This window comes from Corynebacterium imitans, assembly GCF_000739455.1.
In the GTDB taxonomy this organism is placed as follows: domain Bacteria; phylum Actinomycetota; class Actinomycetes; order Mycobacteriales; family Mycobacteriaceae; genus Corynebacterium; species Corynebacterium imitans.
In genome coordinates this window covers 531,419-554,977 of sequence record NZ_CP009211.1, presented here as the reverse complement: position 1 = coordinate 554,977, position 23,559 = coordinate 531,419, and the positions used below count along the sequence as shown (strand labels likewise).

Genomic DNA, 23,559 nt, shown 5'->3' with positions numbered 1-23,559 from the left:
CCGGAAGGTCCACCACTTCAGGCGTTGGATGTGCTATGGCAGCAGGCTGTTAAACCAGCTGCATGCCAACTCAACACAGAAAGAGAAAACACAACAGGCCCCTATGCCCGGCATGCGAGCACACCGCCACAAAAATGGGCACCACCTCCAGCGGAACACAGCGATGGCGCTGCACACACTGCGGGCACACCTTCACCAACCCCAACACGGCCAAGACCAGCGCATATCGGTTTTCCGTCTTCATCGATTGGATCACCGGCCAACGCCCCCTCGACGCTGTAGCTGCTGCACACAACGTCTCCAGGCGCACACTGATCCGCTGGTTCACCTACTTCTGGTTCATCATTGTCCCGTGCAAACCAGACCCGTACCGCGTCTACGACCAGCTCTTTATCGACGGGACCTACTTCCACAAGAAATGCCTGCTTGTCGCTGCAACCAGCGAGCACGTCGTCGCCTGGCACTGGTGCACACGAGAAACCGCCTACGACTACGCCAAACTCTTCGACCTGATCGCCGAACCCCTAGTCGTGACTACAGACGGCTCCGGTGGCGCCCACAAAGCCATCAAACAATGCTGGCCAAACGCTGCTATCCAACGCTGCCTCGTCCACGTACGCCGCGACACCATCAAAGACACCACACGCCAACCAACACTTACCGCCCACAAAGCACTGCTTCGCCTCGGCAACCAGCTGACCCACATCACCACCCGCGATCAGGCAATTGACTGGGCACTTCGCCTCAACCGCTTCCATGACCTCTACGGTGACTGGCTCAAAGACCGCACCTACCGCAACCAAGTCGCCCCAGAGGAGATCCCAAAACGCATCCGCGACAACCAGCAATGGTGGTACACCCATCCCAGAGCCCGCAGAGCCTACCGCCGGTTCGAGCGCCTCTACCAACAAGGCCACCTCTTCGTCTGGCTCAACCCACCACACCGCACCACAACCGAGTTGAAGACCACCACAAACAGCCTGGAAGGCGGCGTGAACGCACAGCTGAAACACCTTGCCCGAGCCCACCGCGGCGCATTTGACGAACACCAACGAATCATCATGGACTGGTGGCTCTACCTGCACACCCAACACCACGATGACCCGCTGGCGCTAGCAATCGAGCAAGACTTCGGCCACGCAGGCTACGCACACGCCCGCCAGGCACACATGCGTGAACGCGACCAAGCCAACTCACCCGACGGCCGGCCGAAAGTCTACGACACCGGCATCGACACCGACTTCAACCCCTCCTGGGCCATCCGATACGGCTGGGCAGGACGCTCATAACCCCAGCACAACACCCCTACCCCCCATCCCGGCCCCCTGAAAAAGCACACATTTTGTCACTTAAGTCGACACGCCGAGAAAAGCACACATTTTGTCACTTAAGTCGCGCCCCGCACCTTCGCCGACGCTGCGCTGGCGAAAACCCGCGCCGCGGGCGCGCTCCAAGGGCTGCCCGGCGCGGCGCTCGGTACGCTGCACTCCTTCTGCCTGCGCGTGCTCAAGCAGTACCCACTCGAGGCGGGCCTGCCGCCCAAGGTCGATGCCGTCGACGACCTCGCCGCCTACTTCTCCCCCGCCCAGCACAGCGAGGCGATCATTGAGACCATCACCGCGCTGTTCGAGGGCAACGAGGAAGCCGCAGCAGCCATCAACGCCCTGCCGACGGACATCACCGCAGACGAATTCCTCACCCAACTGCAGTTTCTTCTGGGCGAGGGCGTGACCTTCCAGCACATACAGGAACTGGCTGAGTGGATGGATGCGCACTGGGGCGAGCTCGACGCCACCATCGCCGCGCCCGCCTTCGAGGCCCCAGCGGAAGACGAGCTCCGCGCCAGCCTGCGCAAAGAGCTGCGCCTGATTCGCGACCGCGCCCACACCTCTGGCGTTTCCGAAAAGCTCCTAGCGTTTTTCGACGACCGCCTCACCGACCTCGACGCGGCCAGCTCCCTCGCCGAGCTCAGCCTGCCTACACCACGTACTCTCGGCGGCAACGGCGCGGAAGCCAAGGACGCCAGAGCGGAGTACAAGACCTTCCGCGAGCGACTCGGTGCGCTTGGGCTCTACGCCGGGTACGCGGCGACGTCGACAATCGCCCCCGTGCTCGCCGCACTCGTGCGGGAGGCCGCCGACGCCCGCCGCCGCACCGGCGTGCTCGAGTTCCACGACATGATCTACCTGACGCAAAAACTCGTAGACAACGACGAGGTGCGCGCGAAGCTGCACGAGCAGTACCGCGTCATCTTCGTCGACGAGTTCCAGGACACCGACCCTGCGCAGCTCGACATCGTCACCGCGATCGCCCGCGGCCCACACGACACCCCGCAGCCCGGCCGCCTGTTCATGGTCGGCGACCCGAAGCAGTCGATCTACAAGTTCCGCAACGCCGACATCGACACCTACGTCGCCGCTCGCACCAGCGCCGCCGCCCGCGACGCCGACCACGGTGTCAAGCAACTCTCGCGCAACTTCCGCTCCTCGCAAGCCGTCGTCGCCGCCGTCAACGAGCTCTACGGGCAGCTTTTCGACGCCCACGCGGCCTCCACCAACGGCCCCGCCCAAGCCCACTACGTGCCCATGCTCCCCCAGGACGCCACGGACGGCCGCGAGGGTGCGTTCATCGTCCTACAGGATTCGGACGCGGAGGACCTCACACCCGCTGAGCTGCGCGAGCGCGAAGCCGCGGACGTCGTCGCGCTCATCCGCGCGGCGGTTGCGGGGGTGGACCCGCGCTTCGTCCACCACAGCGGCGCGCGCGCAGGTGGGCCCATGCGCTACTCCGACATCGCCATCGTCGTGCCCACGCACAACGATGCGCTGCGCCTGATGCAGGTGCTTGATAGCGCCGCCATCCCCTGGGTCTCCGAAGGCTCCGGCGCACTCTTTGCTACCCCGGAACTCAACGACCTGTTCACCGTGCTGCGCGCGATCGCCGACCCGGCCGACGACTTCACCCGCGTCGCCGCCCTGCGCACCGCGCTAGTGGGGTGCTCGGACGCGGAGATCGCGCGCTGGGCGCAGCAGGATCCGACCGCAACGCGCGTTGTGGAGGCCGAGGCACAACTGCGACGACTAGCCGGGGAGGCGCTGCGCGTCGACGCGGCAAGCATGGTGCGCAGCGTCGTTTCCGAATTCGGGCTCGCGGAGGCCTACGCCGCCAGCGGCCACCCCGACCACCTCCCGCGCGTGGAGACGCTGCTCGCGCTGGCCGAACGCTTCTCCGCCGCCACCGGGCTGGGCCTGCGCGAATTTGTCCGCTGGTCCGATGCCCAGGCCGAAACCAACCAGGGCGTGACCGAGCCGCTCCTCGACACCGGCACCGACGCGGTCCGCTTCATGACGATCCACAAGTCCAAGGGCCGCGAGTTTCCCATGGTCATCGCCGCCGGCATGTCCGGGCACACCACGGGCAGCCGCGCCGTCCGGGCTTTCTCCCGCGAAGATGGCACCGCGCAGTTCAAACTCAAGGACGCCCAGACCCCCGACTACCTTTTGGCCAAGGCCTTCGACGACGAAGCCGACGCCAACGAACTGACCCGCTTGCTCTATGTCGCCATGACGCGCGCCAAGTCCGTCCTGGCGATCCCGCTGCAGTTGAAGAAGAATAAGCCCCGGAAGAAGGGCGGGCCGCGTGACTACGCCAAGGCGCAGCGTGGCGCGAAGCTCGCCGCGGTCATCGACGACTCCACCCAGTACGCCCCGATCACCCGCGAGGAGCTGCCCGGATTTGACACCACCGCAGCGCCCGCGGCACCAGACGCGGAACCCGGCGCGCCGGCCGCTAAGCGCTTCAACGCCAACGCGGCAGCACTCGCTGAGGCGACCGGTATCACCCAACGCATGGGGGTGACCGCCATCGCGCACGCCGCAGACCAGGCCAACGACACCCCGCGGCACACGCGCCTGACCGGCACCCGCCTGCGCGCATCCCTCGACGAGCAGGTGTCCCGTGCGGGCTACCCGGCGCGCCAGATCACTACCGGGCTGTTCCGCGATAACGCGGGAACCGAGTTCGGCTCCGCCGTCCACGACGTGATGGAGCACCTGCCCGCCGGCGGCGAACTCGAGCAGATCGCGGCGACCGTCGCCTCGCTCTACGAACTGCCGGAGGGGGCGGCGAAGGAGGTGGCGCGCGTCGCTGACTGCTTCGCGCAGTCCGCCCCGTACGCGCGCAGTCTTGAAACGGAGTCGCACCGGGAGGTCCCCGTCATCGGTACCGTCGACGGTACCGCGGTCAACGGCTACATCGACCTGCTCTACGCCGACGGCGACGCTTGGGTCATCGCCGACTGGAAAACCGACGTCACCGCAACCCCGGAGACGGTGACCAGCTACTTTGTGCAGTTGGACATCTACGCCACGTTCCTCGAGGAAGCGCTTGGTCAAAAAGTCACCCGCCTCGAGCTCATCTTCGCGGGCACGGAAGGACCGCAGGTTGTGGTGCACGAGCGGGGCGCGTAGCAACGCCCCCGAAACACCCGTGCCCGATCGGACGATAGGCTCTGTGGTTTCATCTTTGTTGCATGACAGATAGGGGCATAGACTGAGGGCTTATGGGCGAAAAGACTGCTAAACCCGATTTGAAGACCACTGCGGGCCGCATCCAAGACCTGCGCAACCGCCTCGACGAGGCGCGCACGCCTGCGGCCGAGCACGCGGAGGCGCCGACTGAGGGCGCGATGACGGCTCGCGCGCGCGTGGAGAAGCTGCTCGATGAAGGTTCCTTTGTAGAGACCGACGCGCTGGCCCGCCACCGCGTCGAGGCCTACAAGATGGACCGCACCAAGCCCGCCACCGATGGCGTGATCACGGGCTATGGGCTTATCGACGGCCGCCGGGTCTGCATCTTCAGCCAAGACCCCGACATCTTCGACGGTGCCATCGGCGAGGTCTACGCCGAGAAGATGCTGAAGCTTTATGACCTGGCAACCAAGACCGGCGTGCCGATCATCGGCATCTACGACTCTGCCGGCCCACGCTGGCAGGAGGGTATTGTCACCGCGCACATGCAGGCCAAGCTGCTGCGCGCGGCCACCCAGGCTTCCGGGCTGGTGCCGCAGATCGCACTGATCGCCGGCGAGGTGGCAACGCTTGCAGCCACCACGGTGCCGCTTGCCGACGTCACCGTGATGGTCGAGGGCGCGAGCCTGCACCTGGCGGACACCGACATCGTCGGCCAGGTCTCCGGCACCCCAACCACGGCCGAGGCGCTCGGCGGCGTGGGTGTCCATTCCGCGGAAACGGGCCTGGCGCAGGTCACTGCAGCCGACACGGCGGACGCGCTCGACGCGGTCCAGCGCATCGTGGGCTACCTGCCGCTGAACAACCAGGCCGCCTCCCCGCTCGGCACGGACGCCGCCACCTCCGAGACGGACCTGGACGCGATCATCCCCGACGACGACGCGCAGCCCTACGAGGTCGCCGACATCATCGCCGCAGTCACCGACGGCGACTTCTTCGAGCTTTCCGCCGCCCACGCCGGCAACGTGCTCACCGGCTTCGCGCACGTCAACGGCCGTGCCGTCGGTATTGTCGCAACGCAGCCGAGCGCGCTCGCCGGCTGCCTGACCGCGGCGGGCGCGCGAAAGGCCGCCCGTTTTATCCGCACCTGTGACGCGTTCAACCTGCCCATCGTGCAGTTCGTGGACTCCCCCGGCTTCGTCCCCTCGGAGGACGAGGAGCGCGCAGGCGCGGCCGCCGGTGCCGCCGCCCTCGCCTACGCCTTTGCCGAGGCCCAGGTCGGCACCATCACCGTGATCACCCGCAAGGCGCTCGGCACCGCGTACACCGTCCTCGGCTCCAAGGGCCTGGGCGCGGACCTGGTGTTCGCGTGGCCGACGGCGCAGATCGCGCTTGCCGACGCCCCCACCGCCGCCGCCCGCCTCGACGTCGACGCCGAGGCTTACGCCGCGGAAAACATCAACCCGTATGTGGCGACGGAGCGCGGCCTGGTCGACGCGGTCATCCCACCCTCGGAGACCCGTCACCACGTCCTCGAGGGCCTGCGACTGCTGGAACGCAAGGTGGTCTACCCGGTGCAGAAGAAGCACGGCAACATTCCGCTGTAGCCGCTATACTTTTGCTACACTAAATGCTTTCTTGACGAAAGGATGACTATGACTGCACCAACCGCGACCCTGTTCACCGTCACTAAGGGCAACCCCACCGAAGATGAGCTCGCCGCCCTGTCTTCGATCCTCGCCGATATGCAGGCCGCCGCCAAGGCGAAGCAGCAGCCCGCGGACCGCAACCGCTGGGGCGCGCCCGCCCTGCCGCAGCACCAGAACGTGGTGTTTAACCCGCACGCCTTCGCCAACGTCACCTACTTCTAATTCATGCGCCTCGTCCTCGCCTCCCAATCGCCCTCCCGCCGCATGCTGCTCGAGCAAGGCGGCATCACCCCCGTCCTCCGACCCGCCCATATCGACGAGGACGCGATCATAACCGAGCTTGGCGAGGCCGAACCGCGCATCATCGTCCAAAAACTCGCACAGGCCAAGGCCGCCACCGTCGCCGGAGATTTCCCCGCTGACGTCGTCGTCGGCTGCGATTCCATGCTGCTTCTCGACGGCGAACTACTCGGCAAGCCCCACACCCGTGAGCGCACCATCGCGCGCTGGACAGCCCAGCGAGGCAAAGAAGCCCACCTGCTCACCGGCCACGCCGTGGCGCACAAGGGAGAGTGGGTCGTCGATACCGTTGCAACCGCGATCCGCTTCGGCGACGTCTCGGACGCCGACATCGCCGCCTACGCCGCCTCCGGCCAACCGCTCGAGTGCGCAGGCGCGTTCACGCTCGAGGCGCTCGGCAGCTGGTTCATCGACTCCATCGACGGCGACCCCACCAGCGTCATCGGCCTGTCCATGCCGCTTCTGCGCCGCTGCCTCTACCGCTTCGGGCTCAACGCCTCCGACTTTTGGGACTAGTACCCGCGGGCTTGAAGAAACTCGTCGAGCACCGCAAGCCCTTCGGGGTTCGCGTCCACGCACATGCGTAGCCAACCACCGATCGTGTTTTTCGGGTTGCGCACGCTCGAAGGTTCGCTCAGGTCGAGCGCGCCCGTGCCGAACAACGCTTCATAAATTGGCCGACGCTGTGCATCATCCGTCCCCATGTCAATAGCCAGCTTGATGGGCACGTCCCCGCTACGGTTGCGGAAATTCACGTCCGCGCCGCCGTCGATAAGCCTTTGCACCAGCGCAGCGTCGCCCTCCCCGAGGTCGCGATGCCGACCAAGCAGGATCGTCAGCGCGTTCTGCCCGTATTCCTCGCGCGACGCGTCAGCGCCACGGTCCAACATGTCGTTGCAGATCTTCGCGCGCGCCTCCGGATCACCGTTGGTCAGTGCTGCGAACAACATGTCAGTCACATCGTTTTTCGCGGGATCGAAGACCTCGCAGAACTCTTCGTAACTGCCCTTCTGTGCAACATACAGCGGGCTTGCCATGGGGCCTCCTTCGCGTCGGGTTGCGCACTACTGTAAAGCCTCTGGTGCGTGGGCGCTCGTCGAAAAGCGCAAACTGCTAGCCTGGCGCCATGGAAATCAACGACATGCTCGCACCACCGCCCCTGCACCTGCCCGAAGACCCCGCGCACGGCAAGGACCTCTTGGACCGCGAGACCGCGCTCGCGCACCCGGACTCGCCTGCGGTATGGGCCGCCCGCGCCGAGGCGGAGCTCGACAGCGGCGACGAGCTCGTCGCGTACGCGTACGCGCGCACCGGCTACCACCGCTCGCTCGACCGCCTGCGCGCCAACGGCTGGAAGGGCTGGGGCCCGGTCCCCGCCTCCCACGAGGCGAACAAGCCTGTGCTCAAGGCCATCGCGATGCTTGCGCTTGCTTCCAAGGCGATTGGCGACGATGCCGAGTACGACCGCTGCCGCCAAATGCTTTCCGACGCCGACCCGGCCAGCGTCGACGAACTCCTCTAAGAAGCCATGCAACGCATCGTTCCCGCCGCTGTCCTCGCGGCACTGCTCCCGCTTGCCGCCTGCAGCACCGAGCCAGCCGACCCGACCACCGTGACCGTCACGCAGACCACCGTGGTGGAAGAACCCACCGCGGCAGACGACGCTGCGCCGTCGGCTCAGCAAGCACAGGACAACCCGGAGACCTGCGCGCAGCTGCCGAAGGACCCGCGCGAGGTCTACCCTTCCGGCACAGCCCCCGGCCGCATGCCCGCCGACGACGGCAGCGACTACAACTACTGGATCGATGACATCGATAACGCCTACGACCCGTGCGCGCCCCTGAGCTGGATCGTCTTCCGCGGCTCGCTTGGCGACGAGCACAGCCACGCCGGCACCGCAGCCTCAATCGCCGACGGGCTGGCGCTCTATATCAACGGCGAACCGGCCAAAGAGATGAAACTCTTCGGTCGGATCGACAACATCACACCACTCGAAAACGGCGGCGCCACCTTCGAGTGGTCGGAGCGCGGCCAGTACACCGCCGACGGCTACGTCAACCACTACTCCGCAGAACTCCGCGTCATCGACGGCGCGGTTTCAGCCGTTGCCGGTGACACCGCGAAGTTCCACGAGTGGTGGGACTACCCCGTCAGCTATTTGCTCGGGACGTACGATTAACCGCGCTTACGCAAGCTTCGCCTCGATGCGGCTGATGGCTTCCTTGGCCACCAGCTCCTGGATGCCCATGTCCAGCTCCGAGGTGAAGCCGACGCACGAGCAGTTGATCTCGCCGAGCACGTAGGTGTCCTCGCCGGTCTCGTCGTCGTCGGCAAGCATGAAGTCCGCGGTCCAGATCAGCGGGATGTTGTCGCCGCCGAGCTTCTCCGCAATCACCGGGCGGGCCTCGGCGAACATGTCGATGAGTTCCTGCCACTCCTCCGGCTTGTTGTAGGTGTACTTCGCGCCGGAGAACAGGGTCGCGGAGAACGCGTCGCCGCCCTCGGCCGGCTTCTTGTGCACCACGAAGACGGGGTGCGGGCCGACGAGCAGGATGCGGATTTCGCCCTCGGTGATGCGCGGCATGAACCGCATGTCCACGAGCATGCCGTTGTCGCCCACGATGTACTGGTCGCAGAAGTCCATGAATTCGCCCAGCTGGCGGACCTCGGTGTGGTTGTCCACGGCCTCGGTGCAGCGCAGCTTGGTGTCCAGCGGCAGCGCGGTGCCCGGCTCGACGCTGGCGGCGGCCTCCTCATCGTCGAGGCGCACACGCCAGATGCCGGAGCCGGTGGAGCCACGGTTCTGCTTGAGCACGCGCTCGCCGTAGGACAGCGACGTCGGGAACGTCTTGTGGAAGGTCTCCACGTCGTAGTAGGCGGCGGTGTCGGCGGGCACCAGGTCGGTGTCGTTGAGCTTGACCAGGGCGTCCTTGGCACCGTAGGCCATCATCTCGCCCGGGGTCGACATGCCGACCAGGCCAGCGACCGACAGGCTGGTCAGCAGCTGGAAGTAGCCCTGCTCGCCGCCCGGGATGTTGCCGGGGTTGACGCGCGAGATGTAGCCGTCGAAGTTCTCGCTGACGTACGCGTAGATGTCGTCGCTCCACTCGGGGCGGTAGTAGACCACCTCGGCGTGCCAGCCGGCATCCTTGATGGCGTTGACGATGGGCATGGTGTCTTTGCGGTGGCCGTCAAAGTACTTGTCGGATCCGCCTTCAACCTCGAAGACAACAATTGCTTTGTGCACGGGGTGGCCCTTTCTCTCTTGGCCCGGCTATGTTCCGGCGCCAATCAGCTCTTACCCATTAAATTTTAAGACCAGTGCCACGTTTTCTCTCCACGAGCGCGCCCCAAGTGGGCAAGTTCACACCCGCCGCCCTCCCCCTGCGCTGAGCCGTGCGCAAGGCACCCCCGCGCGGCGATTTTGCCTCGCCGGGGGCGTACATTCTGTAGGGTTGGGGCGGAGAAAACCGGCGTGGGAGCGTCGATAAGCATGCAGATGAAGGGGAGCAACCATGGCCATTGAGCTCGATGATCACCCGAAGTTTAAAGACTTCGCGCACCCGGAGAAGTTCGTCTCCGCAGCGTGGCTGTCCGCGCGCCTGGGCAAGCCGGGGCTGCGCGTGGTGGAAAGCGACGAGGACGCCTACCTCTACGACATCGGGCACATCCCGGGCGCCGTGCGCATCGACTGGCACCGCGATCTGAATGACCCCGTCACCCGCGACTTCATCGACGGCGAGGCCTTTGCCAAGCTCATGAGCGACCGCGGCATCTCCCGCGACGACACGGTCGTGGTCTACGGCGACAAGTCTAACTGGTGGGCCGCCTACACTGCCTGGATCTTCGAGCTGTTCGGCCACCCGGATGTGCGCCTGCTCGACGGCGGCCGGGATGCGTGGATGGGCGAGGAGCGCGACACCTCGTTTGCCGTGCCGGAGTACCCCGCCACCGAGTACCCGGTGGTTCAGCGGCAGGACAAGCCGTACCGCACCTTCGCTACCGATCTGTTGCAGCACACTCCCGCCCAGCTTATCGACGCCCGCCACCCCGGCCAGTTCGACGGCACCGACGGCAACGCCTCCGACCGCGCGCCCGGCAAGTCGCCCTCCACGCTGCGCCACGGCCACATCCCGGGCGCGGTGAACGTGACCTGGGGCCGCTCCCTGTTCCCCAACGCGCTGTTTAAGGACCTGCCGGACATCGCGGCGATCTACGAGGACTTCGACCGGGATGCCGAAACGGTTGTGTATTGCCAGCTGGGCGAGAGCTCCGCGCACACGTGGTACGTGCTCAACCACATCCTCGGCTTCACCAATATTTCGCTCTACGACGGCTCGTGGGCCGAGTGGGGCAACATGGTGCGCGTGCCCGTTGAGCAGGGCTCGGGGGCCTAGTTTGCTTCTCGACGTCGCGTTGGCCGCCCGCCTCCGCGGCGTTTTTTCATGCGCCCTGGTTGCAGGAAATCGCTGGGACCTACCGGCGAGTTGTAACATGGGGCGTCGAGAACCGATATAGTTTGGCATCACTAATCGCTTGCAAGAAAGACGGGATGTTTTCGTGCCTACTTCAAACGACGCTTCTACCGCAGCCACCCAGAACCTCAGCCACTCGCTGACGAAGGTGCTGGTAGCCAACCGCGGCGAGATTGCCGTCCGCGTCATCCGCGCGGCGAAAGACGCAGGTATTGCCTCTGTCGCCGTGTACGCGGAGCCGGACAAGGATGCCCCCTTCGTCGCCCTCGCCGACGAGGCCTTCGCCCTCGGCGGTGCGACCGCGGCGGAGTCTTACCTGGACATGGACAAGCTTCTCGACGCCGCGGCGAAGTCCGGCGCCGACGCCATCCACCCCGGCTATGGTTTCTTGTCCGAAAACGCCGAGTTCGCCCAGCGCGTCATCGACGCGGGCCTGACCTGGATCGGCCCCTCGCCTTCAGCCATCGCGGCACTCGGCGACAAGGTCACCGCCCGCCACATCGCCGAGGCTGCCGACGCCCCGATGGCGCCGGGCACCAAGGACCCGGTTGCGGATGCCGAGGAGGTCCTCGCGTTTGCCGACGAGCACGGCCTGCCGGTGGCCATCAAGGCAGCCTTCGGCGGCGGCGGGCGCGGCATGAAGGTCGCCTACACCCGCGAGGAGATCCCGGAGCTGTTCGAGTCCGCCACCCGCGAGGCCACCGCCGCGTTTGGCCGTGGCGAGTGCTTCGTCGAGCGCTACCTGGACAAGGCCCGCCACGTGGAGGCCCAGGTACTCGCTGACCAGCACGGCAACGTCGTCGTGATGGGTACGCGCGACTGCTCCCTGCAGCGCCGCTTCCAGAAGCTGGTCGAGGAGGCCCCGGCCCCGTTTTTGACCGACGAGCAGCGCGAGCGCATCCACTCCTCGGCGAAGGCGATCTGCAAGGAGGCCGGTTACTACGGTGCCGGCACCGTGGAGTACCTCGTCGGCTCCGACGGGCTCATCTCGTTTTTGGAGGTCAACACGCGCCTGCAGGTCGAGCACCCCGTCACCGAGGCCACCACCGGCGTGGACCTGGTGCGCGAACAGTTCCGCATCGCCCGCGGCGAGGAGCTCCGCTTTGACGCCGACCCCGCCCCGCACGGCCACGCCATCGAGTTCCGCATCAACGGCGAGGACGCCGCGGCGAACTTCATGCCGGCGCCGGGCACCGTCGCCGAGTACGCCGAGCCGGCCGGCCCGGGCGTGCGCGTCGACTCCGGCGTGCGCGCCGGCTCGGTCATCGGCGGCCAGTTCGACTCCATGCTGGCCAAGCTGATCGTCCACGGCGAGACCCGCGAGGAGGCGCTGCAGCGCGCCCGCCGCGCGCTCGACGAGTACGTGGTCAAGGGTCTGCCCACCGTCATCCCCTTCCACCGCGCGATCGTCGACGACCCGGCGTTTGTCGGCGACGGCGACTCCTTCGGCGTCTACACCCGCTGGATCGAGGAGGAGTGGGTCAACGAGCTGCCCGCCGCCGACGCGGATACCGAGACCGAGACGGACACCGACAACTCCCGCACCTTCGCCGTGGAAATCAACGGCCGCCGCATCGAGGTGGCTCTGCCCTCCTCCCTGCTGCTCGGCGGGGCGCAGCGCAAGCGCCCGAAGAAGCGCCGCTCCAGCGGTTCGAAGGCTGCCGTCTCGGGCGATGCCGTCGCTGCGCCGATGCAGGGCACCGTGATCAAGTGCAACGTTTCCGAGGGCGACACCGTCGAAGAGGGCGACGTCCTCGTGGTGCTCGAGGCCATGAAGATGGAAAACCCCGTCAAGGCGCACAAAGCCGGCACCGTCACCGGCCTGGCCGCCGAGGAAGGCGCCCAAGTGAACAAGGCCGCCGTGCTGATGGAGCTGAACTAGCCTAGCGCGGCAGCAGGCCGTCGATGCGCCACTGCGCCACGGTCTGCAAAATCTGGCCGATCACCGGTGCCGAGGCGGCGAGCACGCCGACGATGATAATCGCGATGACCGGCAGCGTACCCTCATCCATATTGCTGCTGGCCTCGATGCGGCGTGCGGACCCCGCCGCCGCGCCGGACAGCGCGTCGTCCGGCAGCTCCGCGCGGTGGTCGTTGACCTGTGGGGCGCGGAAGTAGTCGGCGATCAGCCGGATCTCCTCGCCTTCGGTCACCTCGTCGCCGTTGTTCGGTACGGACGCGCGCGAGAGCTGGTGCTCGCTGCCGCTCGTCGTACGAATAACGCTGATTCCCGAGTAGACCCCGAGGAACCCGCGCCGCGGCGACCACACTGGCCCGCCGGAGTCGCCGTGCTGCCCGCTGACCCCGTCGAAGTAGAGATTGTTGTCGATGCTGCCGGCGAACGTCCCGCACTGCACCTGCCGCGAGGCCACCCCAAAGGTGCAGACTTGCTCGCCTTTCGCCATCTCGCTTAGCGACGCCACCGCGTCCCCACTCCGACCATTCACCCCCACCCGCACGCCTGGATCCCAGCGGATCGCGGCCCAGTCGTTGCCGGTACCTTTGCCCCACTTTGATGAGGGGTAAAACGTGCCCACCTCGCCGGTGGTTGACCCGTCCGCGCGCTTGAGGCGCACCCGCTCACCGGTGAGCCCGCAGTGTGCTGCGGTGTAGCTGATGTTCTCCGCGCGGTCGTTGTAGGCGATCGCGCAACTTGAGGCGTCCGCCACAACGATCTGCGAGCCCTGCTGCACCACTTCTGCCGCTCCCGCAACCGGCGGGGCGGCAAGTGCGGCAGCTGCGGCGAAGACGGCGGCGCGACGGGCAACGGTATGCATGGGCCAAATAGTACAACCTATCGCCTTGCTATTGTGGGGCGCATGGAATTCCACTTCCGCAGAGCCAAAGAAGCCGACCGCACCTACCTCCAACGTCTCAATTTCCTCACCGAGGTCTTCGGTGACGAGACGGCCCCGATGCACCCGCAGGAACGCGAGGGCATCGTCGCCGGCGTGCACGAGTACATCTACGGCTGGGACCCGGATTCTGACGGCGGCATCATCGTCAGCGACGAATTCCACACCCCGGCCGGCGGCATCTGGTTCCGCTACTGGGCTTCGCCGGATGAGGGGCACGCGAACCTCGGCCCGGACATCCCGGAGCTCGCCATCGCCGTGGAGGGCCGCTACGCCGGGCACCGGCTCGGCGCGCTCCTGCTGGAGCAGGCCGTACTTCTGGGCCAGGAGCAGGGTGCCGAGCGCCTCGCCCTGTGGGTCGACCCGGACAACCCGCGGGCCCGCCACCGCTACGAGCAGTTCGGCTTCGACGACGTCAAGGGCAAAGCCAACGTCATGGCGCTCAATCTCTAAGTTGCGGGGTGCCCGGGGCTGCATTAGGTTGTGGGCCTATGGGGGATCAACAACAATTACGGGCCTTTTTGGCCTTTAAAGCAGGGGGAATCGCCACACTCCGGCTTGTCTACGAGGCAGGCCTTGATGCGGATACGCTCATTGGGATGGGCGCGGCAGACGACTACGCCGACACACTCGTGCGCCTTGCCCGCCGCTTCTTTCGGCCCACCAGCCACTCGCGCTACCAACTCGAAGCACGAAGCGCGGCAGAAACCAACCGCCACTGCATCGAAACCCTAGAACTCATCGAACGCACCGCCAGGCGCATCACCAACCCCACCAAACGCTGGGAATACACCGCGCAGCTGTGCGCCACCGAGGGTGATACCACCACCATCAGCAAAAAGGCCGCCCGGCTGCGCAAAACCTTCCTGCCGCCGCGCCCACCACAAGACGGGGTACGCATCCAACGCAGCGAACAACACGACAAATTCATCATTCGGCTCACCGGGCCCACCAACGACTTACAGGACCTGGTCACCACGTTTGAAACCCCCGGCGAGGATGGAAAACCGATTGATCCGATCGACTGGCTGGTCAACAACCGCCACATCGTCCAAGCCCCCGTGGCAATACACGCGATTATCACCGACAAGGACATCGACCACGTCCTTTCCGGCACCGACGATAAACCCGACCAGGAACCTGTGGTGGTGACCAACACCGGTGTGAAGATGACCACCAGCCAGGTGCTGCGCCGACATATCCTGCCGGATGGCTACATCACGCTGGCCGCACCACACTTAGGTCCCATTAACACCCACCGGGCACGCCTTGCCTCACCGGTGCAGCGCCTCGCACTGGAGGCGGACTCGCCAACCTGCTGCTGGCCGGACTGCACCACCCCGATTTCCAAGTGCCAGGCCCACCACCTGACCGACTACGCCCAAGGTGGAGAGACGCACCCGTCGAATATGTGCTGGCTGTGCCCGCACCACAACGCGGTTAACGGGCAACCAGACCGGGGCAGGATGGCGCGCATCGACGGCCGGATCGCCTGGATCGGCCCAAAATACGGCACACCCAGATTCACCGGCCGCGACTACATTGATGCCGAAACCATCATCGGCGGACCCGCCCAAGGCGCACCGCCTAGAGGATCAGGTTAATCACCGCGGTCAACAGCGCGACCACACCGATGAGCGCCGCCATGTACCAGGACTCCCCACCAGTCTCCTGCGGCGCGCTGTCCTCGGGGATGGCCCCACCCGCCGCCGTCGGCGGGGGCTTCGGCGCGCCCGCAAGCGCCGGGCTGCCGAAGTAGTCGACGAACGCGTCCGCTAGCGCGTCTGCGATGTCATCGCCGTCGGCGGTCGTGGCACCCAGCAGCAAGGTCTTGGTCTCGCCGTTGAGGTTGTTGCGCCCGGAAACCGTGGCGGAGTGCACGCCCATAAACCCGCGGCCCGGGGCCCACACCGGTCCGCCGGAGTCGCCGGGCTCGCCTGGCGCGATGTCGACGAGGAAAGAGTTGCCCACCCGCGCGTGGAAGACCCCGCAGGTGGTGGCCCGCGTCGCTCGGCCGTAGGTGCACACCGGCTCGCCAGGGCGGACCGCATCCAGCGCCACTGCCCCGTCGCCGCTGTACTCGTTGGGCCCGACCTCGACGCCCGCGTCCCAGTCGATGCGCGCCCAGTCGTTCGTCGTGCCCTCACTCGTGGCGGAGGTGGTGAGGGTGCCGGTGGGCGGGGTGAGCGTGCCGTCGGCAAGCAAAAGGCGCACCCGGTCGCCACTTTCCCCGCAGTGCGCTGCGGTGTAGCTGGATGCGCCAAGGTTAAAGCCGACGGTGCACGCAGAGCCATTAACGACGATCCCGTCGCCCTGGTCCACCACCGTCGGCTCCGCCGCGGTCGCTGCAGTGTGAGACAGCGCAAGCGCCGCCACACCGCAGGCCACAACGAGTTTTTTCACCCCACCGAGTCTACCCGAGCACCCGGGTGGGCAAAATAACCGCTAGGAGATGACCACCACCAGGTCGCCGCCCTCCACCTTGGTCGGCTGGCTAAACGCGAGGCGCTCGATCGTGCCGTCCTTGGTGGCGGAAATGCCGGCCTCCATCTTCATCGCCTCGATCGTGGCGACCTGGTCGCCGGCCTTGACCTCGTCGCCCACCTTCACGGTGAGGTTGACCACGCCCGCGAACGGTGCGGCCACATGGCCCGGGTTCGAGGTGTCGGCCTTCTCAGCCTCCGCGACCGTGGACTCGGCGCTCTCGTCACGCACCAGCATCGGACGGATCTGGCCGTTGACGGTGAGGATGACCTGGCGCATGCCCTTCTCGTCCGGCTCGCCGACGGCGTCGAGGCGCACGGACAGCGGCGGGCGCTGTTCGTCGATCTCGCCGTACCAAATCATGGTCTCCTCGCCCTCGACAAGGCCGTAGAAAAAGGTCTTGTCGGAGAGCTGGTCGGTCACACCGTAGGTGCGGCGGTGTTCGAGGAACTCCGCGTACTGCTTCGGGAACAGCAGCTTGTCCAGCGCCGCGCGGCGGGTGGTGTGGTCCTCGGAAGCGAGGTCACCCTCGAGCTCGGCCGGGACCTCGACGGTGTGATCGACGGGGCTGCGGTCGGCGAGTGCCGCGTCGCGAAGCAGCGGCCAGCCGCCCGGAGGCGTGCCCAGCTCACCCTGCAGGAAGCCGATGACGGACTCGGGGATGTCGTACTTGCGCGGGTTTTCCGCGAAGTCCTTCGGGTCCACGCCCGCGCCCACGAGGTGCAGCGCCAGGTCGCCGACAACCTTCGACGACGGGGTGACCTTGGTGGGGCGGCCGAGGATCTCGTTGACTGCGGCGTAGTAGTCCTCGATCAGCTCGAAACGGTCGCCCAGGCCCAGGGCGTTGGCCTGCGTGCGCAGGTTGGAAAGCTGGCCGCCCGGGATCTCGTGCTTGTACACGCGACCGGTCGGGCCGGGAATACCGGACTCGAACGGCGCGTAGACCTGGCGCACGGCCTCCCAGTAAGGCTCCATGTCGGAGACAGCCTGCAGCGAAATGCCGGTGTCGCGCTCCGTGTTGGCAAACGCCGCGACAAGGGCGGACATCGACGGCTGCGAGGTCGTACCGGCGAGCGGGGCGGATGCCACGTCAACTACATCAGCGCCGGCGTTGGCGGCGGCGAGGTAGGTGGCCAGCTGGCCGCCCGCGGTGTCGTGGGTGTGCACGTGGACCGGCAGGTCGAAGCGCTCGCGCAGCGCGGTGACGAGCTTCGCCGCCGCGCCCGGGCGCATGAGGCCGGCCATGTCCTTGATGGCAAGGACGTGCGCGCCGGCGTCGACAATCTGCTCCGCCAGCTTCAGGTAGTAGTCCAGCGTGTAGAGGTCCTCGGCCGGGTCGAGCAGGTTGCCGGAGTAGGCCATGGCAACCTCGGCGACGGTGGTGTTGGTCTCCAGCACGGCGTCGATGGCCGGGCGCATCTGGGAGACGTCGTTGAGCGCGTCGAAGATGCGGAAGATATCGATGCCGGAGTTCGCCGCCTCCTGCACGAACGCGCGGGTGACCGAGTCCGGGTACGGGGTGTAGCCGACCGTGTTGCGGCCGCGCAGCAGCATCTGGATGTTCACGTTCGGCATCGCCTCGCGCAGCTCATCAAGGCGCATCCACGGCGACTCGTGCAAAAAGCGCATGCCCACGTCGTAGGTCGCGCCGCCCCAGGCCTCCACGGAGGTCAGCTCCGGGGTGAGGTGGCCGACATGCTTCGCCGCTGCGACGAGCGTGTTCGTGCGGATGCGGGTGGCCAGCAGCGACTGGTGCGCGTCGCGGAAGGTCGTCTCGGTCACACCCAGCGCGGTCTGGTTGCGCAGCTTCTCCGCCCACTTTGTCGGGCCGAGCTCGAGCAGCTCGTCGCGAGAGCCGCGCGGGGTCTCGCCGTAGTCGGTGGTGGGCAGCTTCTTCGACGGGCGGATCTCCGTCGGGCGCGGGCCGTTCGGGCGGTTCACCGTGACGTTAGCCAGGTAATCCAGGATGCGGCCAGCGTCGTCGGCAGCCGGCGGGGCCTCCAGCAGGAAGGGGTGCGCGGCGATGTAGCCGGTGTTGATGCGCTCCTTCTGGAAGTCCTGCTGCGACAGCAGCGCGCGCAGGAAACCGATGTTGGTGGAGACACCGTTGACGGTGAACTCGTTGAGCGCGCGCAGGGCGCGGTCCACGGCCACTTGGAAGTTGCGGCCGCGGCAGGTCATCTTGACCAGCAGCGAGTCGAAGTTGGGGGTGATTTCGGTGCCCACGGCCACAGAACCGTCGAGGCGCACACCCGCGCCGCCCGGGGAACGGTAACCGGTCACGGTGCCGGAGTCTGGGCGGAAGCCGTTGTTCGGGTCCTCGGTGGTGATGCGGCACTGCAGGGCCGCACCGTTGACCTCGATGAGGTCCTGCTCCAGGTGGATGTCCGCGAGCTTCGCGCCCGCGGCGATGTACATCTGGTTCTTCACGATGTCCACGCCGGTGACCTCCTCGGTCACGGTGTGCTCAACCTGCACGCGCGGGTTCATCTCGATGAAGACGTGGTTGCCTTCTTCGTCCACGAGGAACTCGACGGTGCCAGCGCCCTCGTAGTTGATCTCCTTACAAAACGCCACGGCATCAGCACAGATGCGCTGGCGCTGCTCCTCGGTGATGTGCTGAGCGGGCGCGATCTCGACGACCTTCTGGTGGCGGCGCTGCAGGGAGCAATCACGCTCGTAGAGGTGGATCACGTTGCCGTAGGAGTCGGCCATGACCTGCACCTCGATGTGCTGCGGGTTGATCACAGCACGCTCGATGTAGACGTTCGGGTCGCCGAAAGCGGCCTCCGCCTCGCGGGATGCCTCAGCGGCGAGGGCCTCGACGTCCTCCGGCTTCTCAATGAAGCGCATGCCACGCCCGCCGCCACCGGCGACAGCCTTGACAAAGACGGGGAACTGGAATTCCTTCGCATACTCGGCCAGTTGCTTCGGGTCGGCGGAGGGCTCGGAGTCCTTCAGCGTGGGCAGGCCGGCGCGCTCGGCGGCGTGGACGGCGGCGGCCTTGTCGCCGGTCAGGTCCAGGGTCTCGGCAGACGGACCGATGAACTTGATGCCGTTGGCGGCACAGGCGCGGGCGAGGTCAGCGCGCTCGGAAAGGAAGCCGTAGCCCGGGTAGACGGCGTCGGCGCCGGTCTGCTTCGCGGCGCGGATAATCTCGTCGATATCCAGGTACGCCTTGACGGGCTGGCCCTCGGTACCAATCTGCACCGCCTCGTCCGCGAACGGGCGGTGGAAGGAGTTGCGGTCCTCCCGGGGGTAGACGGCGACTGTCTTCGCCCCGGTCTCAAACGCGGCGCGGAACGCGCGGACGGCGATCTCACCGCGGTTCGCAACCAGAATCTTCTTGAATGCGGGCAGGTCATTGAGAGGAAGCGTGTCCACTGGAGGTAGGTCCTTTCGCTTTTGTGCCAGGAGCGCGCGGTTCGCATGTCGAACACAGCAGATCGATCATACCGCTAATCCCGACTGTAATGGTCATTTTTATTTGGGAAATCTGCGAAACGGGGGTGGGCTCACACACGCCGCAGCCCGCCGGCGGCGAAGCGGTGCGGCGGGCTGGGGTGAGCGGGGCGTCGAGAAGCGGCAGGCGCTTAGAGGTGACGCTCCTCCGGGCCGTTGTAGGCGGACAGCGGGCGGATCAGGGAGTTGTTCTCGTACTGCTCAATGATGTGAGCGATCCAGCCGGTGATGCGCGCCATGACGAACAGCGGGGTGAAGAACTCGATGTCGAAGCCCAGGATGTAGTAGGCCGGGCCGGACGGGAAGTCCAGGTTCGGGCGGATCTTGATGGAGGTGTTCTCGTACATGGTCTTGGCCATGATGTCGTAGATCTCCACCCACTTCTGGGCGTCCTTCTCCGGGTGCTCGGCAGCCAGCTTCTTGAAAGCGGCCTCCATAGTGGGCACGCGCGAGTCGCCCTTCTTGTAGACGCGGTGGCCGAAGCCCATGACGAGCTCCTTGTTCTTCAGCTTGTTCAGCGTCCACTCCTCCGCGTTCTCCGGCGAGCCGACATCGACCATGTTGTGCATGACGAACTCGTTCGCGCCGCCGTGCAGCGGGCCCTTCAGCGCGCCGATGGCCGCGGTGATGGCGGACCAGGCATCCGCCTGCGTGGAGGTGACGGTGCGCGCGGTGAAGGTGGAAGCGTTGAAGGAGTGCTCCGCGTACAGGATGAGCGACTTCTCAAAAGCCTCGATGTCGGACTTGATGGTGGCCGGGGAGCCCTCCTCGTCGCCGAAGACCATCCAGAGGAAGTTCTCGGCGAAGCCCTTGTCCTTGGTCGGGGCGATGTAGTCCTTGCCCTGGCGGCGGCGGATGTCGGTGGCCACAACGGTGGGCAGCTGGGCGAGCAGCTGGGTACCGATCTTGCGGATGTGCTCAGAGTTCGGGGTGAACTTGTACTCGTCGCGGGTGCCCAGGAAGGACACTGCGGTGCGCAGCACGTCCATCGGGTGGCAGTCCTTCGGCAGGAAGTTGATGACCTGGATGAGCTCCTCGTCGATGTCGCGGTTGGTCATGCAGCCGTTGCGGAACTCCTCGCGGCCTGCCTCGTCCGGCAGCTCGCCGTGCCACAGCAGGTAGGCGACCTCCTCGAAGGTGCAGTTCTCGGCCAGCTCCTGGACCGGGTAGCCCTGGTACAGCAGCGAGTTGGTCTCCGGGTTGACCTTAGAGATGGCGGTGTAGTCGGCGACGACGCCGGCGAGGCCCTTGCGGATTTCCTGATCAGACATGATGTGTACTCCTTTTTGGAAAGAAATGGGTTGGGGGTTGGCTGCTTCTGCCCTACTCGAAGGTGGACTTGTAGCTGTCCTTGGAGTAGGTGAAGACGGACTGGTCGAACTGGTTGTACTCGTTGTAGCGGACCAGCTCGTAGAGGCGCGAGCGGTGCTGCATCTTGTCCAGCCATTCGGTCTGGATGCCGGTTTCTGCGATGTCACGCAGCATCGCCTCGGTCTGGCCCATGGCGATGCGGAAGGTGGTCACCGGCCAGATCACGGCGTTGTAGCCGAGGTTCTGCAGCGTCTCTGCCGAGAGCAGCTCGGTCTTGCCGAACTCCGTCATGTTGGCCAAAAGCGGCGTGTCGACGGCGGCGCGGAACTTTGCAAAGTCCTCCTCCGAGTACAGCGCCTCGGTGAAGATGAGGTCCGCGCCCGCATCCGCGTAGGCTTTCGCGCGCTCGATGGCCTCGTCGATGCCTTCGATGCCGGCGGCGTCCGTGCGGGCGCAGATGACGAACTGGTCGTCGGAGCGCTCGCGCACCGCGGCGGTGATGCGACGGACCATCAGGTCGCGCGGCACGACCTCCTTGCCGTCGAGGTGGCCGCAGCGCTTCGGGTTGACCTGGTCCTCCAGGTGCAGCGCGGCCAAGCCGGCGGCTTCGAACTCGGCGACGGTGCGGGCGGCGCTCATAGGCTCGCCGAAGCCGGTATCAGCGTCGATGAGCACCGGCAGGTTGGTGGCGCGCGCGATCTGGCCGCCGCGGTTGGCCACCTCAGACAGGGTGGTCAGGCCGATGTCAGGCAGGCCCAGGTCGTTGGCCACCACTGCGCCGGAGACGTAGACGCCTTCGAAGGCGCCGATGTCCTCGATCAGGCGCGCGGTCAGTGGGTTGAACGCGCCCGGCAGCTTCGTGATGGTCTCCGCGGCGAGCGATTCGCGCAGTGCTTTACGACGCTCATGCGGCGTTTTTTCTGGTGCAAACATTTAGAAGATACCTCCCGGGATCTCAGGTGCGTTTGCCTTCGCTTCGTCGTTCACCACGACGTTGAGCTCGGACAGGTCTTTCAGGTTTTCCAGGTCCTGCACGGCTGCGAGGAAGCGGTCCTGCTCCTCCGGGGTGACGATGCCCTCGGCCAGGGTGCGGAACTTGGTGATGTAGTTTTCGCGCTCGAACGGGCGGGCACCGAACGGGTGGGCGTCGGCAACTGCCATCTCGTCTTCGATGACGGTGCCATCCGCGAAGGTGATCACGGCGCGGCAGCCGAAGGCCTTCTCGTTCGGGTCCTGCGAGTGGTAGCGGCGGGTCCACTCCTCGTCTTCGACCGTGGAGATCTTGTGCCACAGCTCGACGGTTTCCTTCCGGCCGGCGCGCTCCGGGGTGTAGGAGTTGACGTGGTGCCAGGTGCCGTCCTCGAGCGCGACGGCGAACATGTACATAATCGAGTGGTCCAGGGTTTCGCGGGATGCGGTGGGGTCCATCTTCTGCGGGTCGTTCGCGCCGGTGCCGATGACGTAGTGGGTGTGGTGCGAGGTGTGCAGGACGATCGATTCGATGTCGGCGGTGGACTTGCCGGCATCGGCGATGGTCTGCTTCATGCGGCGCGCCAGGTCGATCGGGGCCTGCGCCTGGTACTCGGCGGAGTGCTCCTTGGTGTAGGTCTCCAGGATTGCGCGCTTGGCCTCGCCGTCTGCGGGCAGCGGGACGATGTAGGTGCGCTCCGGGGAGTGCAGCATCCAGGCGATGAAGCCGTCCTCGCCCTCCCAGATCGGGGCCGGGGCACCCTCGCCGCGCATGGTGCGGTCGACGGCTTCGATGCCCATCTTGCCGGCGAACGCCGGGGCGGAGGCCTTCCAGGAGGAGATCAGGCCCTTGCGGGACTGACGGGTCGCGGTCGTGGTGTGCAGCGCCTGGCCGACGGCCTGGTAGATGGTGTCCACGTCCAACTCGAGCATGGTGCCGATACCTGCGGCAACCGACGGGCCGAGGTGGGCGACGTGGTCGATCTTCCACTCGTGCAGGCAGATGCCCTTGACCAGGTTGACCTGGATCTCGTAGCCGGTGGCGATGCCGCGGATCAGCGCCTTGCCGTCGAGACCCTTGTGCTGGGCCACGGCGAGCAGCGCCGGGATGTTGTCGCCCGGGTGGGAGTACTCGGCGGCGAGGAAGGTGTCGTGGAAGTCCAGCTCACGCACGGCAGTGCCGTTGGCGAAGGCGGCCCACTCTGCGGAGAAGGAACCGTCGATGCCGAAGATCTGCGCGCCACCCTCGGCGACCGGGTGCGCCTCGGCCATCGCGCGGGCGGTGGCGACGGGACGGCGGCCGTAGGAGGCGACCGCGACCGACGCGTTGTCGATGATGCGGTTGATGATCATCTCGCGGGTGTCTTCCGGAACCTCGACCGGGTCAGCGGCAACCTTGGCCACCTTGTACGCAAGGTGCTCTTCGATGGGGAAGTCGTCGGCGGACTTCCGGGTGCGAACTTCATGGTTGATCATTGTGAGTGCAACTCCTCGGCTTGTGTGGGGACGAGTGGGCGTCGATAAGCGATGGCCCTGTTGTCGGAACTCATACTAGGGCCGTAAATGTGTGCCAGGTCATTCTCCA

The 23,559-nt window shown here is 66.2% G+C and carries 19 protein-coding genes; 11 read left to right on the top strand and 8 right to left on the bottom strand.

Annotation, left to right across the window (positions count from 1 at the left end; genetic code table 11):
* Nucleotides 1–62 precede the first annotated feature (62 nt).
* From CIMIT_RS02550 to CIMIT_RS02530, 5 genes are all read left to right on the top strand, one after another.
* Nucleotides 63–1,289 carry an IS1249 family transposase gene (locus CIMIT_RS02550; RefSeq protein WP_084674244.1) on the top strand — a complete coding sequence of 409 codons (1,227 nt, stop codon included), beginning with the start codon at nt 63–65 and terminating at the stop codon, nt 1,287–1,289.
* 132 nt (nt 1,290–1,421) lie between these two features.
* Nucleotides 1,422–4,469 carry a UvrD-helicase domain-containing protein gene (locus CIMIT_RS02545; RefSeq protein ID WP_268870448.1) on the top strand — a complete coding sequence of 1,016 codons (3,048 nt, stop codon included), beginning with the start codon at nt 1,422–1,424 and terminating at the stop codon, nt 4,467–4,469.
* Nucleotides 4,470–4,561: 92 nt separating this feature from the next.
* Entirely contained in the window at nt 4,562–6,076 is a 1,515-nt protein-coding gene (locus CIMIT_RS02540) for an acyl-CoA carboxylase subunit beta (protein WP_038588714.1), read from the top strand.
* Nucleotides 6,077–6,124: 48 nt separating this feature from the next.
* Nucleotides 6,125–6,340, top strand: coding sequence for an acyl-CoA carboxylase subunit epsilon (locus CIMIT_RS02535; RefSeq protein ID WP_038588711.1), 216 nt, complete (start codon nt 6,125–6,127; stop codon nt 6,338–6,340).
* Nucleotides 6,341–6,343: 3 nt separating this feature from the next.
* Nucleotides 6,344–6,934: a Maf family protein gene (locus tag CIMIT_RS02530; RefSeq protein ID WP_038588708.1), complete on the top strand. Its 591-nt coding sequence runs from the start codon at nt 6,344–6,346 to the stop codon at nt 6,932–6,934.
* Here the strand turns inward: CIMIT_RS02530 and CIMIT_RS02525 are convergent.
* Nucleotides 6,931–7,455 (bottom strand): ankyrin repeat domain-containing protein, encoded by a 525-nt coding sequence (locus CIMIT_RS02525; RefSeq protein ID WP_038588705.1) that lies wholly within the window; start codon nt 7,453–7,455, stop codon nt 6,931–6,933. The genes CIMIT_RS02530 and CIMIT_RS02525 overlap by 4 nt on opposite strands.
* Before the next feature lie 89 nt (nt 7,456–7,544).
* On the opposite strand from CIMIT_RS02525, the gene CIMIT_RS02520 reads away from it, so the two are divergent.
* A complete protein-coding gene (locus tag CIMIT_RS02520) occupies nt 7,545–7,940 on the top strand; it encodes a DUF3151 domain-containing protein (RefSeq protein ID WP_038588702.1) in 396 nt (131 codons plus the stop codon).
* A gap of 6 nt (nt 7,941–7,946) precedes the next feature.
* Nucleotides 7,947–8,597, top strand: coding sequence for a hypothetical protein (locus tag CIMIT_RS02515; protein ID WP_038588699.1), 651 nt, complete (start codon nt 7,947–7,949; stop codon nt 8,595–8,597).
* Nucleotides 8,598–8,603: 6 nt separating this feature from the next.
* On the opposite strand, the gene CIMIT_RS02510 is transcribed toward CIMIT_RS02515, so the two are convergent.
* A complete protein-coding gene (locus tag CIMIT_RS02510) occupies nt 8,604–9,665 on the bottom strand; it encodes a Cj0069 family protein (protein WP_038588696.1) in 1,062 nt (353 codons plus the stop codon).
* A gap of 268 nt (nt 9,666–9,933) precedes the next feature.
* Here CIMIT_RS02510 and CIMIT_RS02505 point away from each other — a divergent pair, with 268 nt between their 5' ends.
* Both CIMIT_RS02505 and CIMIT_RS02500 read left to right on the top strand, forming a co-directional pair.
* Nucleotides 9,934–10,815 carry a sulfurtransferase gene (locus tag CIMIT_RS02505; protein WP_038588692.1) on the top strand — a complete coding sequence of 294 codons (882 nt, stop codon included), beginning with the start codon at nt 9,934–9,936 and terminating at the stop codon, nt 10,813–10,815.
* A 163-nt stretch (nt 10,816–10,978) separates the two neighbouring features.
* The gene (locus CIMIT_RS02500) at nt 10,979–12,775 is read left to right on the top strand and encodes an acetyl/propionyl/methylcrotonyl-CoA carboxylase subunit alpha (RefSeq protein WP_231910326.1); all 1,797 of its coding nucleotides are present in this window, start codon (nt 10,979–10,981) and stop codon (nt 12,773–12,775) included.
* A gap of 1 nt (nt 12,776) precedes the next feature.
* Here CIMIT_RS02500 and CIMIT_RS02495 read toward each other — a convergent pair whose 3' ends face one another.
* The gene (locus CIMIT_RS02495; protein ID WP_038588689.1) at nt 12,777–13,670 is read right to left on the bottom strand and encodes a trypsin-like serine protease; all 894 of its coding nucleotides are present in this window, start codon (nt 13,668–13,670) and stop codon (nt 12,777–12,779) included.
* Nucleotides 13,671–13,712: 42 nt separating this feature from the next.
* Between CIMIT_RS02495 and CIMIT_RS02490 the strand changes: the two genes are divergently transcribed.
* Both CIMIT_RS02490 and CIMIT_RS02485 read left to right on the top strand, forming a co-directional pair.
* The gene (locus tag CIMIT_RS02490; RefSeq protein ID WP_038588686.1) at nt 13,713–14,201 is read left to right on the top strand and encodes a GNAT family N-acetyltransferase; all 489 of its coding nucleotides are present in this window, start codon (nt 13,713–13,715) and stop codon (nt 14,199–14,201) included.
* A 38-nt stretch (nt 14,202–14,239) separates the two neighbouring features.
* On the top strand, nt 14,240–15,352 hold the full coding sequence (locus tag CIMIT_RS02485; protein WP_144311797.1) for an HNH endonuclease signature motif containing protein: 1,113 nt from the start codon (nt 14,240–14,242) through the stop codon (nt 15,350–15,352).
* On the opposite strand, the gene CIMIT_RS02480 is transcribed toward CIMIT_RS02485, so the two are convergent.
* The 5 genes from CIMIT_RS02480 to prpD all read right to left on the bottom strand — a co-directional run bounded on the left by CIMIT_RS02480 (nt 15,336) and on the right by prpD (nt 23,450).
* On the bottom strand, nt 15,336–16,151 hold the full coding sequence (locus tag CIMIT_RS02480) for a chymotrypsin family serine protease (RefSeq protein WP_095066746.1): 816 nt from the start codon (nt 16,149–16,151) through the stop codon (nt 15,336–15,338). The two genes, CIMIT_RS02485 and CIMIT_RS02480, sit on opposite strands and share 17 nt — an antisense overlap.
* A 42-nt stretch (nt 16,152–16,193) precedes the next feature.
* Nucleotides 16,194–19,616 (bottom strand): pyruvate carboxylase, encoded by a 3,423-nt coding sequence (locus CIMIT_RS02475; RefSeq protein WP_038588683.1) that lies wholly within the window; start codon nt 19,614–19,616, stop codon nt 16,194–16,196.
* A gap of 209 nt (nt 19,617–19,825) precedes the next feature.
* A complete protein-coding gene (locus CIMIT_RS02470; protein WP_038588681.1) occupies nt 19,826–20,965 on the bottom strand; it encodes a bifunctional 2-methylcitrate synthase/citrate synthase in 1,140 nt (379 codons plus the stop codon).
* 52 nt (nt 20,966–21,017) lie between these two features.
* Nucleotides 21,018–21,938, bottom strand: coding sequence for a methylisocitrate lyase (prpB, locus tag CIMIT_RS02465; protein ID WP_038588678.1), 921 nt, complete (start codon nt 21,936–21,938; stop codon nt 21,018–21,020).
* Entirely contained in the window at nt 21,939–23,450 is a 1,512-nt protein-coding gene (prpD, locus tag CIMIT_RS02460) for a 2-methylcitrate dehydratase PrpD (RefSeq protein WP_038588675.1), read from the bottom strand.
* Between the last annotated feature and the right edge of the window lie 109 nt (nt 23,451–23,559).

Excerpts from the sequence above, each read along its gene's own strand:
- CIMIT_RS02550 (WP_084674244.1), top strand. The coding sequence starts at position 63 with ATGCCAACTCAACACAGAAAGAGAAAACACAACAGGCCCCTATGCCCG.
- CIMIT_RS02540 (WP_038588714.1), top strand. The coding sequence starts at position 4,562 with ATGGGCGAAAAGACTGCTAAACCCGATTTGAAGACCACTGCGGGCCGC.
- CIMIT_RS02535 (WP_038588711.1), top strand. The coding sequence starts at position 6,125 with ATGACTGCACCAACCGCGACCCTGTTCACCGTCACTAAGGGCAACCCC.
- CIMIT_RS02530 (WP_038588708.1), top strand. The coding sequence starts at position 6,344 with ATGCGCCTCGTCCTCGCCTCCCAATCGCCCTCCCGCCGCATGCTGCTC.
- CIMIT_RS02525 (WP_038588705.1), bottom strand. The coding sequence starts at position 7,455 with ATGGCAAGCCCGCTGTATGTTGCACAGAAGGGCAGTTACGAAGAGTTC.
- CIMIT_RS02520 (WP_038588702.1), top strand. The coding sequence starts at position 7,545 with ATGGAAATCAACGACATGCTCGCACCACCGCCCCTGCACCTGCCCGAA.
- CIMIT_RS02515 (WP_038588699.1), top strand. The coding sequence starts at position 7,947 with ATGCAACGCATCGTTCCCGCCGCTGTCCTCGCGGCACTGCTCCCGCTT.
- CIMIT_RS02505 (WP_038588692.1), top strand. The coding sequence starts at position 9,934 with ATGGCCATTGAGCTCGATGATCACCCGAAGTTTAAAGACTTCGCGCAC.
- CIMIT_RS02495 (WP_038588689.1), bottom strand. The coding sequence starts at position 13,670 with ATGCATACCGTTGCCCGTCGCGCCGCCGTCTTCGCCGCAGCTGCCGCA.
- CIMIT_RS02490 (WP_038588686.1), top strand. The coding sequence starts at position 13,713 with ATGGAATTCCACTTCCGCAGAGCCAAAGAAGCCGACCGCACCTACCTC.
- CIMIT_RS02485 (WP_144311797.1), top strand. The coding sequence starts at position 14,240 with ATGGGGGATCAACAACAATTACGGGCCTTTTTGGCCTTTAAAGCAGGG.
- CIMIT_RS02470 (WP_038588681.1), bottom strand. The coding sequence starts at position 20,965 with ATGTCTGATCAGGAAATCCGCAAGGGCCTCGCCGGCGTCGTCGCCGAC.
- prpB (WP_038588678.1), bottom strand. The coding sequence starts at position 21,938 with ATGTTTGCACCAGAAAAAACGCCGCATGAGCGTCGTAAAGCACTGCGC.
- prpD (WP_038588675.1), bottom strand. The coding sequence starts at position 23,450 with ATGATCAACCATGAAGTTCGCACCCGGAAGTCCGCCGACGACTTCCCC.